We start from the raw sequence: 15256 nt of genomic DNA, 5'->3' as shown, positions 1-15256 counted from the left end.
TTAATGCTCTTTTTATTTCTTTTCCTTATTCTCCAGGCTTTAATTTGCCCTCGATCCATATTTTATCGAGGAGGGGGAGGCTACCTCCATTGAACCGTAAAAGAATGAATGTTGATTCCTATTCTGTTGTTTAAAAATTTCCTAAAGGATGTAATCTGCACTTGAATAAAAAATCGGCTTCTTGTTTCAGTCAATGAAAAATCACCGGAGAAAAGCTTTTTTAATTCTTGAAGATGGAACCGTTTTTAGGGGTGAGTCCTTTGGAGCGGAAGGAACGGTGGTAGGAGAAATCTGTTTTAATACCTCGATGACCGGCTATCAAGAGATTCTTACCGATCCGTCTTACAAGGGACAAATCGTTTGTTTAACCTATCCTGAGATCGGCAATTACGGCATCAATCCCTTCGATCATCAATCGAAAGCCGTCCAGGTTGCAGGTCTTGTTATTCGGTCCCTTTCGCCCATAGCCAGCAACTGGAGATCGTTCTGTAATCTTTCCGATTTTTTAAAAAAGGAAGGGGTCGTGGGTATAAAAAAAGTGGATACTCGCCAACTCACCCTGCATATAAGGGAAGCGGGAGTTCTTAGGGGAGTATTGACAACTGAAGATATGGAGAGGATGGACGCTATGGGGTTGGCTCATCGGTGGGATTACTCGAAGATTGATTTTATAGCCCAGGTGACCACTCCTGCTTTTTATAAATGGAATGAAGAAGAGCTCTTGGATCCGATCATTGAACGGATGGGAGTTGAAAATCCGTTAACCGAAGAGAAGAAATGTTTAATAGAAAAGTGGAAAAGCAACCTACGCCGTTTAGATCCTCCTTTGTATCGGTTGGCGGTTTTAGATTTTGGGGTCAAGTTTTCTACATTGAGGTACTTGCGTCGCCAGGGATTTGATTTATACGTTTTTCCAGCGTACACCTCTTCAAAAGCTGTTTTGGACTCCGATCCCGATGGTATTTTTTTATCCAATGGTCCAGGGGACCCCGCTCTATTTGAAAAATTGCATTCCAAAATAAAATCTCTCTTAGGGAAAAAACCTTTATTTGGGATATGCCTGGGTCATCAGTTGCTGGCTATTGCCCTTGGAGCAAAAACTTTTAAACTTCGGTTCGGACATCGGGGAGCCAACCACCCTGTAAAAAATCTTTTTGATTCGACGATCAAAATTACTTCTCAGAATCATGGCTATGCGGTTTGCGCAGATTCTCTTCCGGAGGGACTTAAAATCAGCGAAATCAATCTTAATGATGGAACCATTGAAGGATTCATTCATGAATCACTCCCTCTTTTTTCCGTCCAGTATCATCCTGAAGCTGCACCGGGTCCTCACGATGCGTTAGATTATTTTAAACTTTTTTTTAACAAGGTTCAGAACGATAAAAGTAAGAAAAGCAGTGAGTGGTAAGATGATTCCGAAATGGCGAACTATTTGTGAGCTTGTCTCATTGGGAAAGGTTTTGGATGAAGAACAAGCTTCCCAAGTCGTGGAATATCTCTTGGATCCCTCTTTGGCCGATTGGGAAAAAGAAAATTTCTTGGTTTTACTTTCCTCTCGTGGACTTCATGCGGATGAATTGGTTTATTTTGCAAAGATTTTTTTACAAAAATGCGTCAAACTTTCTTTTCAAGAAGAATGGGAAAATCAACCCCTTTTTGATTGTTGTGGTTCAGGAGGAGGGGGACGCAACCTTTTTAATGTTTCGACGGCCATGATATTTGTCCTTGCTTCCCTGGGAGTTCCCGTTGTTAAACATGGCAACAGGGGCATAACGAAAATTTCGGGAAGCGCCGATGTCCTTGAAAAGTTAGGAATAGCCTACAGGCTTCCTCCGGAAGGGGTCTATAGGTCGCTAGAGGAACTGGGCTTTGCTTTTATTTTTGCTCCGGATTACCATCCTGGTTATGCTCGGCTTGCCCCTATAAGGCAAAAGTTAGCTAAAAGAAAGATTCAGACGGTGTTTCATTTTCTTGGACCGTTACTTAATCCGGCAAGACCGAGGACCCAGTTGACCGGTGTTTTTAGAGAAGAGCATATTGATCTTTTTGCCGCGGCGTTGGGCCGTCTAGGTGTTCAAAAGCCGGTTGTCATCTGGGGCGTTGATGAAGAATGCAATCCCATGGGGGAGATTGGGATAGAGGGAAGAGGTAAAGCCTCCGGTCTTTCTCTTGAAATTATAGGACCCATTCTAACCGAAAATGCGCGCCAAAGAGGCTATACCCTTGGATCGGTGAATGAAGCGGTTGTCGATTCTTCCTTGGAAAGTGCTCGAATAATCGAGGCTATTTTCAAGGGAGAAATAAAGGGATATGCTCGAGGCCTGGTTGTGGCCAACTCTTTTCTGGGCTTATTAAGTTGGGGTTGGAAGGGAGAACTCGAAGAGGCCCTACAATCTATAGAAGAAGCGATAGATTCGGGAATGGTTTACAAAAAGTTGCATCAAGCCCGAGTTTTTGCATTCGAGTGGGGAAAAGAATACCCTTACAGGAGGCTTTAAAACGCGTAAAGTAGTCTAAAAAGGTTTATAAAGAATAAAAATCTTTTTTAACTTTTAGAGAAATCCCTCAATGACAAAAAGGAATAGCGCCGATGTGTTGCCTTTGCCTTGTTTATCAGCATCCCCCCTTCATTGTTTTTTTCCTTCATTTAGACTATTTTTTTTTCAGTCCCTTCTGAAAACAGGGATCAGCTTTGTTCTTTTCTTTTCGTTTTTTCTACTTCCCGCCTTATCCCAAGATAGCCCTCTTTACCAAGCCGAAGATGAACCCGCCGTCTTAGTGGTTAAAAAGGTCATGCCTTCTGTCGTCAATATCAGTTCAGAAAGGATAGTGCAAAAAAGGGTGCAAGATCCTTTCGATCTTTTTTTTGGAAGGTATTACAGCTATAAGGAAAGGGTCAAAAGCCTGGGTTCCGGTGTTCTTGTCAGTGCGGAAGGATACATTATTACCTGTGCCCATGTCGTTGAACGGTCGATAGATCGGAAGGTCCAGGTAACACTCAATGAAAAAAAAATAGAGACTGAAGCCAAAATACTTGCTGTTGATCCCTCCACGGATCTTGCTCTTTTAAAAGTCGATTCTAAAACAGCTCTCCCCTTCTTGGATATTCAAAGTGTCTCTCCGACCTTGCTTGGGCAGACCGTCATTGTCCTGGGTAACCCTGTAGGCTATCAAAATAGCGTTTCTAAGGGGATATTGAGTGCTGTAGATAGGACAATCGAAACGGAGGGAGGGAAAATAGAAGGATTACTCCAAACGGATGCCGCTATCAATCCAGGGAATAGCGGTGGGCCGATAGTTGACATCTCCGGAAAATTTGTAGGCATAAGTTCGGCAAAATTCGCCGGAGAAGCTATCGAAGGGATAGGATTTGCTATTCCTGCCCGAAGGGTGAATATTTTTTATCGGGAGACGTTAGCTCAACTGAAAAAGGGTCCTGCAAGCCGAAAAGAATTGAATATCGAGCAGGTATTGGCCAAAAGGTTTGGGTTGCACGTCCAAGAAATAAACCGGGATTTAGCCGAGGCATTCCATGTACAGGAAGGAATGGGGCTTCTGGTATCAGATGTGGATCCGTATGGACCGGCGGCCAAGGCAGGAATAAAGTCTGGAATGATCATCCTTGGCATAGGAAATAGGAAAATTGATGAATTAGAATTATATCCAGAGCTCCTTAAAGGCATAAAAAGTGGAGAGGCGGTTTTGATGACGGTGATGATGGTTAAAGAAAGCCAAGGTTTTTTTCTCAGCCAGACGGCTACGGTGGAGGTGTTTGCGAGATAGATTTTTGCCATTCGAAATGGAAGAGAAAACAGTGTATTTTTTCCCTGATATGTCTTAAAGAAAAAATAGTGGCTCTGTTTTATTTTTGAGAATATGGAAGGGAAGGGAAAAGTGTATGATCAAGCAGTTGCTTCAGAAGGTATTTGGTTCGAAAAACGAAAGAGAGTTAAGCCGGCTTTGGCCCATCGTTCAAAAAATAAACGAGTTAGAAAAAGAACTTTTTAGCCTTTCCGACGACGATCTTGCTCAAAAGACTTTTGAATTTAAAAAACGGATAGCAGACGGTGAAAGCTTAGACTCTCTTTTGCCAGAAGCTTTTGCCGTTGTTAAGCATGTTTGCCGCAGGTTTAAGCAGCGAGCCAAGGTAGTCATTGTTCGCGGTCATCCTGTTGTCTGGGATATGGTCCCTTTTGATGTTCAACTCCTTGGAGGCATTGTTCTTCACATGGGGAAAATCGCTGAAATGGCCACGGGCGAGGGGAAGACATTGGTTGCCACCCTTCCTGTATATCTCAATGCACTACTGGGCAAAGGGGTTCATGTTGTAACGGTCAACGATTATTTGGCGGCTAGAGACAGCGAGTGGATGGGGGAAATCTACAGGTTTTTGAATCTCAGTGTTGGCTGCCTACAGCAAGGTCAATCCTATGAAGAACGTAGGGCTCAATACGCTTGTGATGTCACTTATGGGACAAACAGTGAATTTGGATTCGATTATCTCCGGGATAACAGCATAGTTACTCAGAAGGAAGAAAAAGTCCAAAGAGGCCATTTCTATGCGATTATTGACGAAGTGGATAGTATTTTGATCGATGAGGCGCGCACTCCTTTAATTATATCGGGTCCGGCTACCGTAGCTACAAATCAACAATACGAACGTTATAAACCCCTGGTTAATCGCCTTGTTCAACAACAAGTGATCGAGTGTGCCCGAATGGCTGAAGAAATCCAAGGATTACTCAAGGATAAAACCTCCAACAAAGACAAAATCGGCAGGCTTCTTTTCAAAATAAAGCTGGGTATGCCGAGGAACAAGCAACTGATGAAATTGCTTGAAGATCCTGAGATAAGAAGGTTCATGGACGATGCCGAACTTTCGCTTTACCAGGATTCTCGCAGAACTGAGCTTTATGCTCTCAAAGAGGAACTGCTTTTTTCCATAGATGAAAAGAATAACGAGGTGGACATCAGCGAGAGGGGAAGGAAATTCCTTAATCCAACAGACCCGGATTACTTTGCTCCTCCTGATCTAGTCGCCCTTTTTGATGAGCTGGAGAGAAATCCGGAATTGGGAATTCATGAAAAAGAAAAAATCAGGCTTGAAGCCCAACAAAAATACGAAGAAGCCACGGAAAGAATTCATTGTGTTTCTCAGTTACTCCGGGCTTATTGCCTTTATGAAAAAGATGTTCATTATGTCGTCCAGGATAACAAGGTAGTCATTGTTGACGAATTTACAGGGAGGTTGATGCCGGGGAGAAGATGGAGTGAAGGTTTGCACCAGGCGATCGAATCCAAAGAAGGGGTTCATATTGATAGAGAGACCCAGACCTTAGCCACGATAACCATTCAGAATTACTTTAGACTTTATGAGAAGCTGGCAGGAATGACAGGCACGGCAGAGACAGAAGCCAACGAATTTCATGATATATACAAGCTAGACGTGGTTGTCATCCCCACAAACAAACCTTGTAGAAGAATAGACTATGAAGATACGATCTTCAAAACAAGGCGTGCAAAATATCAGAATATTGTCCAAAAAATCAAGGAGCTCCATGCCAAGGGTCAACCCGTATTGGTAGGAACGATTTCGGTCGAAGCTTCTGAACTGCTCAGCCGAATGTTAAAAAGGGAAAATATTCCTCACAATGTGCTGAATGCCAAGCATCACCAGCAAGAAGCTGAAATCATAGCCCGTGCGGGATTGCGGGGTGCTGTGACTATAGCCACCAACATGGCGGGAAGAGGAACGGACATAAAACTGGGTGAAGGCGTTGCGGACTTGGGGGGATTGTTTGTACTCGGAACAGAAAGGCATGAGGCCCGAAGGATTGATCTCCAACTCAGGGGCAGATGCGCCAGGCAAGGAGATCCAGGGGTTTCTAAATTTTATATATCTCTTGAAGACGATTTAATGCGCAATTTTGGGGATTCCCGCAAAATCGCCTCTCTCTTAACGAAAATGGGCATGAAAGAGGATGAGGAATTAGAACACCCGTGGTTGACCAAAGCCGTAGCGACGGCACAAAAGCGGGTAGAGCAGAGAAACTACATGATTCGCAAGCATACCCTGCAGTATGATGATGTTTTGAACTTGCAGAGGGAGGTCGTTTACGGATACCGCAACGAGGTTTTGGAGACGGATAATCCAAGGGAGGAAATTTTTGCTGCTGTACAGGAAGTTATAGAAAAGGAGGTAAAGAATAGGCTTTCTCTGGGAGAAAACCCGGACTACCCAGGGCTTGTCCATTGGGTCAACCAACTTTTCCCGGTAGCTTTGAAACAGGAAGAATTAGAAAAGAATGGTTCTATAGAGGGGATCGCCCGCTTCATTTTGCAAAAGGTAAAGAACGCCTATGAATTGAAGATTAAATTTGAAAATCCTGAAGAACTGGTTTCCTTGGAAAGATACATCGTTCTATCCGCTATTGATAAGCTCTGGCAAGAGCATCTTTATTCGATGGATGGTCTCCGGGCAAGCATCGGCTTAAGAGCTTATGGACAAAAAGATCCCTTGATCGAATACAAGCAGGAAGCCTATTCTCTTTTTGAAGATCTCATGGATCGCATCAAAAAAGAGATAGCCCATAATGTTTTCCGGTCTGCATCCAGTGTCATGGCTTTTGAACAGTTTCTCTCTTCTTTAAACCGCAACGAGCAGTTGGCCCAGCAGTTGCCTGCCGTTCAATCTCAAGTCCCTGAGGAAGACGGCAAAGAAGATCATGAAAAAAAATCAACAAAAGTGAGTCTTCCTGTTAGAAGATCGGGACCAAAGATGGGAAGAAATGATCCTTGCCCCTTGGATCCAAGGAAAAAATTCAAGAACTGTTGTGGAGCGCAGGGAGCTAAATGTTGTTTAAAGATAGCCATGGATTTTCCTTATCCTGAAGAGGGGCACAAAGGGGCTAAAAAGTAGCCATTTTATTGTCCTGGATAGGGTCGTTCATGAGAGTGGAATTGATTAATACGGGTACGGAAATCATCCGGGGTGATAGGAGCAATACCCATTTGCCGTTTTTGGCCCATGAACTGTTTTTTCTCGGTGAAAAGTTTACTTTACAAATTGCCGCTGCGGACAGCAAAGACCTGGTGGAAATCATAAGGCGGTCCTTTTATCGTTCAGCTCTCACCATCGTTACGGGAGGATTGGGTCCTACTTCTGACGATGTTACCAAAGAGGCGGTATCCGAAGCTCTAGGCATTCCATTAATAGGTAATCAAGAGCTATCAAGAAAGATCAAGTCTTTTTACGATGCGGCGGGAATAACCGTCCCGGACTGGGCCATCCAGAAACAGTCTCTTTGCCTTGAAAATGCACTTCTCTTGGATAATGAGTATGGTAGCGCCTGTGGGTCAATAATTGAAAAGGGAGGCCGTTTCCTCATCATGCTTCCTGGCCCTCCCCATGAGCTGGAACCGATGTGGAAAAAGCATGTTGTTCCTTGGTGGCGTTCCCGTTTTGACCTTAAAAAGGCTTACCGGCTTATCGGTAAGGTCGTCGGGATAGCCGAATCCTTGATCCAGGAAAAAGTAGAAGAAAAACTCAAAAAAATAGGTGTTGATGAGATAGGCTATTGTGAGAGTCCGGGAGAAGTCTCGATTCGTTTGTCGTTCCAGGAGCAAGAGAAGGCGACAAAAATCATGCAACTTTTGACCGAAACATTCGGTAGCGATTTATATGCCTTGGAAGATAAAGAGCTAGAAGAAGTGGTCATAGAAAATGCCGTGGCAAAAAAATTAAAGATAGCTACGGCTGAATCTTGCACTGGAGGCTTGATAAGCAACAGGCTTACCAATGTTCCCGGCAGTTCAGCCGCTTTTACTTATGGATGGGTTACGTATTCCAACGAGGCAAAAGTAAGCCAATTGAAAGTGAATAAATCTTTGCTTGATTCTGTTGGAGCCGTGAGTAAGGAGGTTGCTGAAGCCATGGCCCAGGGAGCCTTGGAAACAAGTGGAGCGGATATTGCTCTTGCCGTGACGGGTATTGCCGGTCCCCAAGGGGGAAGCCCCGAAAAACCCGTAGGGCTGGTATGGATAGCCATAAGTAGGAAGGGAATGGTCCCCGTGGCTTATAAACGGTTTTTCCCTTCCGATAGAATTACCTTTAAACGATTGGTTTCTCAATTCGGTATAGACCTATTAAGGAGGATAATACTCGACAAAGATTTGCCTAAATGTTAAGTAATTTAAAAGTTGCATTAAATTATTTTTTGTTGATTTTATAAACGTGGCTGCCGTGATTCTTAATTTATTTCGGATACAGTTTCCCGATGTGACAAAGGCCGATCCTGACGGCTTGGTTGCTGTCGGTGGGGATTTGTCTATTTCCAGGCTTCTTGCAGGTTATCGATCCGGAATATTTCCTTGGACGGATCGACCGTTGACGTGGTGGTCACCGGACCCCAGGGCGATTTTCGAAATAGAGACTTTTAAGCCTCCCAGGCGGCTTGCTCAAAAAATTAGGCAGGGGAAGTTCCAGTTTACAATTAACCAGTGTTTTAGTGAAGTAATCAAAAATTGTGCTAAACCGGCACCTGGCAGAGAACACACCTGGATCAGCCCCAGGTTTATAAAAGCCTATACCGAGCTTCATCGTTACGGTTATGCCCACAGCGTGGAAGTATGGGCCAAGGGGATGTTGGTTGGCGGATTATATGGAGTTGCTATCGGCGGTTTTTTTGCCGGTGAATCGATGTTTCATCGGATAACCGATGCTTCGAAGGCGGCTTTGGCTTTTACCGTTGCTCATTTGAAGGAAAGGGGTTTTGTCCTTTTTGACACCCAGGTCGCCACACCCGTTACGCGCTTAATGGGAGCCGTGGATATACCGCGCAGCGAATATCTCCGGAGATTAGCCCTAGCCTTGACGCTTTCGGTGCGTTTTGTTTGAATGCCTTTTTCTTGTCTGAAACTTTTTCTTGTCATAGTCTTAAAAAAAAGCAAAAGTCGGATGTTCTGATTCGCTATAGTTGCGATGAATCAAGAAGCGCGAGACGGTTTTTTTTTCTTTTCTGGAATCATTTGCAAGAGGATTCTTAACATTTCCTCTAAAATACATATTTATGGTTTAGAAAGGATACCTTCGAGCGGGGGCTGTCTACTGGTTTCCAATCACATTAGCCATTTTGATCCTATTATTTTGGGGATGCATGCTCCCCGCCCCATTGATTACGTGGCTGATGGTAAGCTTTTTAACGATCTTGTTCTTTCCCAGATTTTAACCAATCTTAATGTCATTCCGGTGGATAGGGAGCGGATGGACCCTAAGGCTGCGAAGGCCATCGTCAGTAGGCTCAAAGCGGGAAGGCTTGTGGGACTGTTCCCGGAACGAGGGATTAGACATGGAAAGAATTCTATTTTGCTTGGGGCAAAATTGTCTTTTAGTCCGGCTACTTTATCTCAACTTTCTCAATGCCCAATCCTGCCGGTGGTCATCATAGGTTCCGACCTTTTGTATCAACCTAAAACTTGGTTTTATAGACCGAGAATATTTGTAAAATTTGGAGAATTGATTTTCCCCGAAAAAGGGGAAAAAAGGGCCGAGTTGACGCAAAAAATCCATGATAGCCTCCTTATGCTCTTTTGGCAGCTTGTTAAACAGCACAACATTGAGCCTTTTGAATGGCCTTGTTCAGCCCAGCAGAGATGGAAAGAAAAAATTCCCCGCCCCAGGTAGGTCTTCAAAGGGCAGGGGACTTTCAACCAGGTGGTTTTATGGGATGACGGTTGGGAAAGGATCGAGGACTATTCAGGTAACGGTTTCTTGCAATCGTTCTTTCGACACTTTTCTATCCAAAATCCTTAAAAATTGATTGGACGACAATCGGGCTAAAATGAGAGAGACTTTCAACGTCTTAATCTTGAATGGTATTCTTTGGAGAATCCGTAGAAGCGTTCTCCAAAAATAACTGTTTTTCCCTTGAAAGCAAGGAAAGAGCGGTATTAATGGCTGTAAAATGAGCTTGTATTCTTTTCTCAATGTCCCATTCTGAGGGAGTTTCAATCGTATAAATTTTCTTGCATTGGAGCTGAAAATAAAGATAAACGGCTTCAGGATATCCCATTTTTTCAAAGCGGTTTTTCCTTAAGGGTCGAGAGAGCACTCCGCCGTTATGTTTTCTCCCCTCTATCTTGGGGCGATTCTCTATGAGGCAAATTTTTGAAACTTCATCCAAGATTTTTTTACCCAGCTTGAGGTTGGCCGGGGTTTCGTAAAGATAAACTCCATGGGCGTCATAGTCTTCGTGAAGGAGCAAGGAGAGATCAAAAGGTCCTTGAGTTTCGAGAAAGGACCGGATTTCTTTAATAGGAGAAAGATTCGTATTTTGGAATGCTCTATTCAGATCGATGCCCTGTTCGTTGAGTCGACTGTTTTGTTTCAATCCCCAAGGGTTGATCACGGGAATAAGGGAGAAACGGTAAGGATAAAAAAAAGAGCGGAAATTTTCTAACCAATAAATAAGGGCCAGGACTCCCGCCGGTTCATCTCCGTGTATGCCTGCAGACAAGTAAATGTGCGGAGTAGATGGAGGATTGCGGCCGGGATGAGAATAAAAAGCTTCTACGGGGAACTTTTTGGCAACAGTGCACAGGAGTTTTCTCTTCCATCCTAGCTCCTTGCTAATCTGGATCATTTTTTTGTGAACCCATTCTGGATCGTGAAAAGGAACTGTCATAGCTGCAATATTCTTTTTTAAAATATAGTGTCCAATTTAAAAGAAAAGGTTGCTCTGCCATAAAGGGGGCAATCATCTTTCAAAAGACCACTCTTATTTTACAGGGTTATTCACTTCAAAAGCAGCATTGGAATTGGTGGTGAAGATGGTCGGAGCTCGAGGCCTCCAGCAACCGGGCAAACGCGGGCTTTTGGGTATGCCGCTAGGACGCGTCGCAACAGACGGATGAACTCGCGTCGGAAGTCTCGAGGATTGGCGTGTTCTTGCCCGAATTGTTCCTTCAATGCTGCCCAGGACACAACGATCATTTCCGTGAGCCTGCATAGCCGGTATGCCAGCATTGTATATATGTCAAAACCGAGAGCTGTTCCTCTCACAGCGTAGATTGCGCGCATGTCAAACGAAACGGCGTGATCGATCAATGACGCGTAGAATCGCGATGAGAGAACTATCGCCGCCTCTTTCCTCGCGTCCTGATGTCATATCATAAATTCTTCAAATATGCTGGGAGTGATAGTCGTGTGTCCCCAGCCGAGGCGTATTGAGCATGCGGCGAGCGTTGCCGTTTGCTTGTATAATGTTCTATACCGACGCACCTCTGCTGACAGCTCGAGGGAGCGGAGAAGGTCCGCCGGGTTGCGGGCTAAAGAAATTTCGCACGATCGCGTTTTGATCGTATATGTCATCATGCGCGCAAAAACGAGCCTCGGGAACACGCTGTAGGGAATTATCTGTTGCGTGGGATTGCCGTCAATGACTAGCGTGCCTGGTTGTATAATTATGGATGCGCGTCCGATCTTGCGCGCGAAAAATGCCCCATCTACTTGACTGCGTGGCAAGCTTACCTGGCAAACAATTCTGTGATAGAAGCCGACGTCCGTCGGTGTTGGGGGACCAGAATGAATCTCGTCGGCGGCTGCGACAAAATTCTTAATCTGCTTGCTTACATTGTTGCATTCAGTTATTTTTTTCATAGTAGCTGTTCCACCGGACGCTCGCCTGTCTCCTCTCTCCTAACAAGCGTCCGGCATTTTTTATTCATTCCTGGTGGTAGGCGCTGAACTTTTTCTCCCCCTTCTCGATCTTTTCCAGATCGTTTTTGTTTATTTTTTTGTCGTGTAACAATAAAAGCAGCTCGATCACCTCCCCGACGGGCAGGTTGTACCTCGCACGGAGCTGTTGCAGACGCAGGCGCGCGGCCGGAGCTATTCTTGTGCAAAGAGGTATTCTCAGAGGCTTATACTTTCTTTTAATAGTCAGATTTTTCATATTTTTCAAAAGGTTTACAGAATTTTTATTGAAATAAAATAAAAATAATGTAAAAATAATATAAATTCAAAGAGACAGACATGAAGTTGGACTTTGTTATTGATCATCCACGTTTCGGCATCGTGTTTACCAGGGTCTTTGACCCGCAAACTCAAAAATGGCTACGGATTGAAGAGCTTCCGCAAACTAAAATTACACAAGTGGAAGAAAGACGCGATGAGGTAACTGTTGTCGTTGATCCTCCGCTGACCGAGGGAACAATAGTCAATGTTGGACCGGAAAGTTCGTTGTCGGTTCGAGCAGCCAGCTAGTCGCAATCCAGTCCGCAAATAATGGGAGGTGGGAGTGAAGAAATATGTCGGTGTATATGAAGGTGACCGTTGGCCGCGCGTCTATGTTTTAGAACACGGCAATAAGAGAAGCCTCAAGGTTAACATCCGGAACCCCCTTGACGGGGGTTCGTCCGCCCACGCGTGGGGATACATTGGCTCCATGCCTAAGCAACTCGCTTGGGACTTAATCATTGACGCTGGTCTTGAAGACATAGATTTCGATGCTGTGCTTGATATCGTTCTTAATCTTAGGCGCGGATCCAACTGGGAACTGACGGAACAAGAAATAAGGGAAAGGGTGAAGCAATGGCATGCAGCGAAACAAAAATCACAACTATAGCTGTTCGCACTTTCGGCAAAAAAGACTATATCAGTCTTGCCGTGATACGCGATGCTGGAGACGTGGAGAGAGTCGTGCGTTCTTTCGCGAAAGCATGTTGAGCGTGCTGGGTGGAGCTTGACGTTGTCGGTTCGAGCAGCCAGCTAGTCGCAATCCAGTCCGCAAATTAACGGGAGATGGGAGTGAAGAAATACGTCGGTGTATATGAAGGTGACCATTGGCCGCGCGTCTATATCGTGGAGGAAAACGGGCGGTGGATCCCCCTAGATAAGGGATGGCCCGTGCACGAGTGGGGCTTTCGAGGCCCCGGGCCGCAGCAGCTTGCGAGGGACTTGGTCATTGATATTGGCCTTAAAGATGAAGAATTCGATGCAGTGCTGGACATTGTCTCGAGGCTTCAGAGCGGATTTGGGTGGGAGCTTACGGAACAGCAAATCAAGGAGTTGGTGCAAATATGGCACGCAATAAGATCAAGATCAAATACGTAATCATTGGGACGGACTTTAGAGAAGTAGCCGTCGCGCGGAATGCTAGACAGCTCAAGAAAGTCGCTTATTATACCCAGCATATGCAGCTATTGCTTAGGAAAAGCCCTCCTCGCTACAACCCAGCTATGCAGAGGCCTTGGTAATGCCAAAATATTTTTAAGGGTAGATCTCCTTGGCTTTTTCCCAGAGTTTATCGAGATCTTCGGGGTTTTCTGGAAGGGTGCTGGCTTTTAATTCTTTTTCAATAAACCGGCATCGTTTTTCAAAAACAACAGAGGATTCTTTGATCGCCTCTTCAGGATCGATTCCAAGCATCCTTGAAAAATTCACGGCAGAAAATATAAGATCGCCTATTTCTTTTTTTATCTTTTCTCTATTTTTTTCTCCGTAAGCTTCTTTTATTTCATCGAGTTCCTCCTGCATTTTTGAAAGAGGACCTTGAGGATCCTTCCAGTCTAAGTTTAATTTTGAAGCCTTGGATTGGAGTTTCATGGCTTTTATTAATGCAGGCAGATAAAGGGGAATTCCGTCAAAAAGACTTTCTCTATGGGGTTTTTCCTTTTTCTTAATCTTCTCCCAATTTTGGTAAACTTCATCGGTAGTAGAAGCTGTTTGGGTTCCAAAAACATGGGGATGACGGCGGATGAGCTTGGCAGAGAGATTATCCAGTATATCCCAAAAAGAAAATTTTCCTGCTTCCTGGGCTATTTGAGCATGAAAGAGAACATGAAGAAGGATATCTCCCAGTTCTTCTTTTATCGAGGATGGATCTTCTTGGTCTATCGCTTCGAGAAGTTCATAACATTCTTCTATCAATTGGGATTTTAAACTTTTATGCGTCTGTTCCCTATCCCAGGGACAACCCTGGGGAGACCTGAGTATGGTCATTATCGTTAGTACCCTGAGAAGAGGATCAAAAAGGAGCCATTCTGGGGGATTCATAGTCAGCTCAATAAAGAGATTCAATTATTATAAGGATTAACGCTCTGTTAAACAATTATCCCCTTTTTTGCGATTAGGGTGAAAGGGAAATTTTTACAACTTCGATATTTTTGCGATTGGCTATACCCAATCCATATTCTTCGGCCGTTTGGATGTAATGGGAGCAAGGACTGAGGGGCGGTATTTTTGCAGTTAACCTCCAGGAATCAACCAACGGGAGAACGAAAGAATCGATAGCGACAGGATCGGTACTCAAGTAGATACTTCCGGAAACTACCGAGTATTCAGGGCTAAATTGAGGTCCTCCGGCAAATCCGGCAATGAGAGCGTCCATGACATGAAGAATGATTTTTTTCCTAACCAGGGGTTGGTCAAGTATTTCAGCTATGGCAGGATCTCCCCAAACCCCTTCGCCTTGAAACCTTCTGGTGTTATCGACCATGCCTAGGGCAAGGGAAGCCAAACAGCCGTTCAGTCCAATGTTGGGGTTATCGGAAAGAACGGGAACATTGATAATTTTAGAGCAAATCTGGGTGACAAGCCTTGCATAAAAGGATTTATTGCTTACCCGCCTTTCTAGGCTGCTTACAGGAACTCCTTTTTCGTACAATCGGGCAACATTTTCCTCAGAATCTGAAGGTTGTCTTGCTTGTAGGGGAGTGGGTCTGAGTCCCTGAAAGAGCATATCTCCCCATATGAGCTTTCCTAAAATTTCATTGACATAAAAAACCTTCGGGTCAAAACCCGTTTGAGGAATGACCGATTTGACAAAATACCGGCTATTTTCAGCTAAAGGAAGATAACTTGCATTGTAAAGGTCATCTTCATATTTATCCCAAACAATGATGTGCTGGGAAGGCACACCCGCTTCCATGAGACTTTCTGCAATGGCGTTCACCAGCGCCTTTCTTGTGGACATCACCTTTCCCCCACTCGAGTTTATCTTTATCCCGATCACATCTTCTTTGGGACTAATGTGGAAAAAGGCCGTCCAAGCTTCTTTTTCTGTAGATTTTAGGGTATAGCTCTTGAGTGCGGCTTGAAACATGGCCTTGACTACAGGGCCGTTGGCTTCGTAACCCGTAATGGAAGCCGAATTCTCTACAACGATAACTCGGTGTTTCTCAGTAGCCCAGATTGAAGAGAAGGGACAAACTAAAAGTTCAACAAATAAGAGATAAACAATAATCACTATAAGCG

General features: G+C 44.4%; 15 protein-coding genes. 10 read left to right on the top strand and 5 right to left on the bottom strand.

The window, feature by feature from the left end; genetic code table 11:
• Positions 1-193: 193 nt before the first annotated feature.
• The 7 genes from carA to MINF_RS06885 all read left to right on the top strand — a co-directional run bounded on the left by carA (position 194) and on the right by MINF_RS06885 (position 9685).
• Positions 194-1411, top strand: coding sequence for a glutamine-hydrolyzing carbamoyl-phosphate synthase small subunit (gene carA, locus MINF_RS06915; RefSeq protein ID WP_048810243.1), 1218 nt, complete (start codon positions 194-196; stop codon positions 1409-1411).
• Between the two features lies 1 nt (position 1412).
• A complete protein-coding gene (trpD, locus tag MINF_RS06910) occupies positions 1413-2501 on the top strand; it encodes an anthranilate phosphoribosyltransferase (RefSeq protein ID WP_148205185.1) in 1089 nt (362 codons plus the stop codon).
• Between the two features lie 70 nt (positions 2502-2571).
• Complete coding sequence (locus tag MINF_RS06905) at positions 2572-3786, top strand: S1C family serine protease (protein WP_012463896.1); 1215 nt, start codon at positions 2572-2574, stop codon at positions 3784-3786.
• Positions 3787-3901: 115 nt separating this feature from the next.
• Positions 3902-6922, top strand: coding sequence for a preprotein translocase subunit SecA (gene secA, locus MINF_RS06900; protein WP_048810242.1), 3021 nt, complete (start codon positions 3902-3904; stop codon positions 6920-6922).
• 29 nt (positions 6923-6951) lie between these two features.
• Positions 6952-8190 carry a CinA family nicotinamide mononucleotide deamidase-related protein gene (locus MINF_RS06895; protein ID WP_048810241.1) on the top strand — a complete coding sequence of 413 codons (1239 nt, stop codon included), beginning with the start codon at positions 6952-6954 and terminating at the stop codon, positions 8188-8190.
• A 46-nt stretch (positions 8191-8236) separates the two neighbouring features.
• Positions 8237-8899 carry a leucyl/phenylalanyl-tRNA--protein transferase gene (gene aat / locus MINF_RS06890; protein ID WP_012463893.1) on the top strand — a complete coding sequence of 221 codons (663 nt, stop codon included), beginning with the start codon at positions 8237-8239 and terminating at the stop codon, positions 8897-8899.
• 84 nt (positions 8900-8983) lie between these two features.
• On the top strand, positions 8984-9685 hold the full coding sequence (locus MINF_RS06885; RefSeq protein ID WP_079200434.1) for a lysophospholipid acyltransferase family protein: 702 nt from the start codon (positions 8984-8986) through the stop codon (positions 9683-9685).
• A 178-nt stretch (positions 9686-9863) separates the two neighbouring features.
• Here MINF_RS06885 and MINF_RS06880 read toward each other — a convergent pair whose 3' ends face one another.
• The 3 genes from MINF_RS06880 to MINF_RS06870 all read right to left on the bottom strand — a co-directional run bounded on the left by MINF_RS06880 (position 9864) and on the right by MINF_RS06870 (position 11954).
• Positions 9864-10685: a M14 family metallopeptidase gene (locus tag MINF_RS06880; protein WP_148205184.1), complete on the bottom strand. Its 822-nt coding sequence runs from the start codon at positions 10683-10685 to the stop codon at positions 9864-9866.
• A gap of 110 nt (positions 10686-10795) precedes the next feature.
• On the bottom strand, positions 10796-11137 hold the full coding sequence (locus tag MINF_RS11975) for a replication protein RepA (protein ID WP_079200433.1): 342 nt from the start codon (positions 11135-11137) through the stop codon (positions 10796-10798).
• A 586-nt stretch (positions 11138-11723) separates the two neighbouring features.
• A complete protein-coding gene (locus MINF_RS06870) occupies positions 11724-11954 on the bottom strand; it encodes a hypothetical protein (RefSeq protein ID WP_048810239.1) in 231 nt (76 codons plus the stop codon).
• Between the two features lie 80 nt (positions 11955-12034).
• Here MINF_RS06870 and MINF_RS06865 point away from each other — a divergent pair, with 80 nt between their 5' ends.
• The 3 genes from MINF_RS06865 (at position 12035) to MINF_RS06855 (ending at position 13114) form a co-directional block, all read left to right on the top strand.
• Positions 12035-12265 carry a hypothetical protein gene (locus MINF_RS06865; RefSeq protein ID WP_012463886.1) on the top strand — a complete coding sequence of 77 codons (231 nt, stop codon included), beginning with the start codon at positions 12035-12037 and terminating at the stop codon, positions 12263-12265.
• Between the two features lie 34 nt (positions 12266-12299).
• Positions 12300-12626, top strand: a complete 327-nt coding sequence (locus MINF_RS06860; RefSeq protein ID WP_238523462.1) for a hypothetical protein — start codon at positions 12300-12302, stop codon at positions 12624-12626.
• Between the two features lie 176 nt (positions 12627-12802).
• On the top strand, positions 12803-13114 hold the full coding sequence (locus MINF_RS06855) for a DUF6166 domain-containing protein (RefSeq protein ID WP_012463884.1): 312 nt from the start codon (positions 12803-12805) through the stop codon (positions 13112-13114).
• A 156-nt stretch (positions 13115-13270) separates the two neighbouring features.
• Here MINF_RS06855 and mazG read toward each other — a convergent pair whose 3' ends face one another.
• Positions 13271-14056 carry a nucleoside triphosphate pyrophosphohydrolase gene (gene mazG / locus MINF_RS06850; RefSeq protein ID WP_048810238.1) on the bottom strand — a complete coding sequence of 262 codons (786 nt, stop codon included), beginning with the start codon at positions 14054-14056 and terminating at the stop codon, positions 13271-13273.
• 73 nt (positions 14057-14129) lie between these two features.
• The gene (locus MINF_RS06845; RefSeq protein ID WP_012463882.1) at positions 14130-15248 is read right to left on the bottom strand and encodes a DUF362 domain-containing protein; all 1119 of its coding nucleotides are present in this window, start codon (positions 15246-15248) and stop codon (positions 14130-14132) included.
• Positions 15249-15256: the final 8 nt, after the last annotated feature.

The organism is Methylacidiphilum infernorum V4 (assembly GCF_000019665.1).
GTDB lineage: Bacteria > Verrucomicrobiota > Verrucomicrobiia > Methylacidiphilales > Methylacidiphilaceae > Methylacidiphilum > Methylacidiphilum infernorum.
The sequence above is the reverse complement of the archived record's forward strand: the minus strand, read 5'-3'. Positions and strand labels throughout refer to the sequence as shown.

Bases quoted from the DNA above. Each gene is read 5' to 3' on its own strand.
- carA (WP_048810243.1), top strand. From the start codon at position 194: ATGAAAAATCACCGGAGAAAAGCTTTTTTAATTCTTGAAGATGGAACC.
- trpD (WP_148205185.1), top strand. From the start codon at position 1,413: ATGATTCCGAAATGGCGAACTATTTGTGAGCTTGTCTCATTGGGAAAG.
- MINF_RS06905 (WP_012463896.1), top strand. From the start codon at position 2,572: ATGACAAAAAGGAATAGCGCCGATGTGTTGCCTTTGCCTTGTTTATCA.
- secA (WP_048810242.1), top strand. From the start codon at position 3,902: ATGATCAAGCAGTTGCTTCAGAAGGTATTTGGTTCGAAAAACGAAAGA.
- MINF_RS06895 (WP_048810241.1), top strand. From the start codon at position 6,952: ATGAGAGTGGAATTGATTAATACGGGTACGGAAATCATCCGGGGTGAT.
- MINF_RS06885 (WP_079200434.1), top strand. From the start codon at position 8,984: ATGAATCAAGAAGCGCGAGACGGTTTTTTTTTCTTTTCTGGAATCATT.
- MINF_RS06880 (WP_148205184.1), bottom strand. From the start codon at position 10,685: ATGACAGTTCCTTTTCACGATCCAGAATGGGTTCACAAAAAAATGATC.
- MINF_RS06870 (WP_048810239.1), bottom strand. From the start codon at position 11,954: ATGAAAAATCTGACTATTAAAAGAAAGTATAAGCCTCTGAGAATACCT.
- MINF_RS06865 (WP_012463886.1), top strand. From the start codon at position 12,035: ATGAAGTTGGACTTTGTTATTGATCATCCACGTTTCGGCATCGTGTTT.
- MINF_RS06855 (WP_012463884.1), top strand. From the start codon at position 12,803: ATGGGAGTGAAGAAATACGTCGGTGTATATGAAGGTGACCATTGGCCG.
- mazG (WP_048810238.1), bottom strand. From the start codon at position 14,056: ATGAATCCCCCAGAATGGCTCCTTTTTGATCCTCTTCTCAGGGTACTA.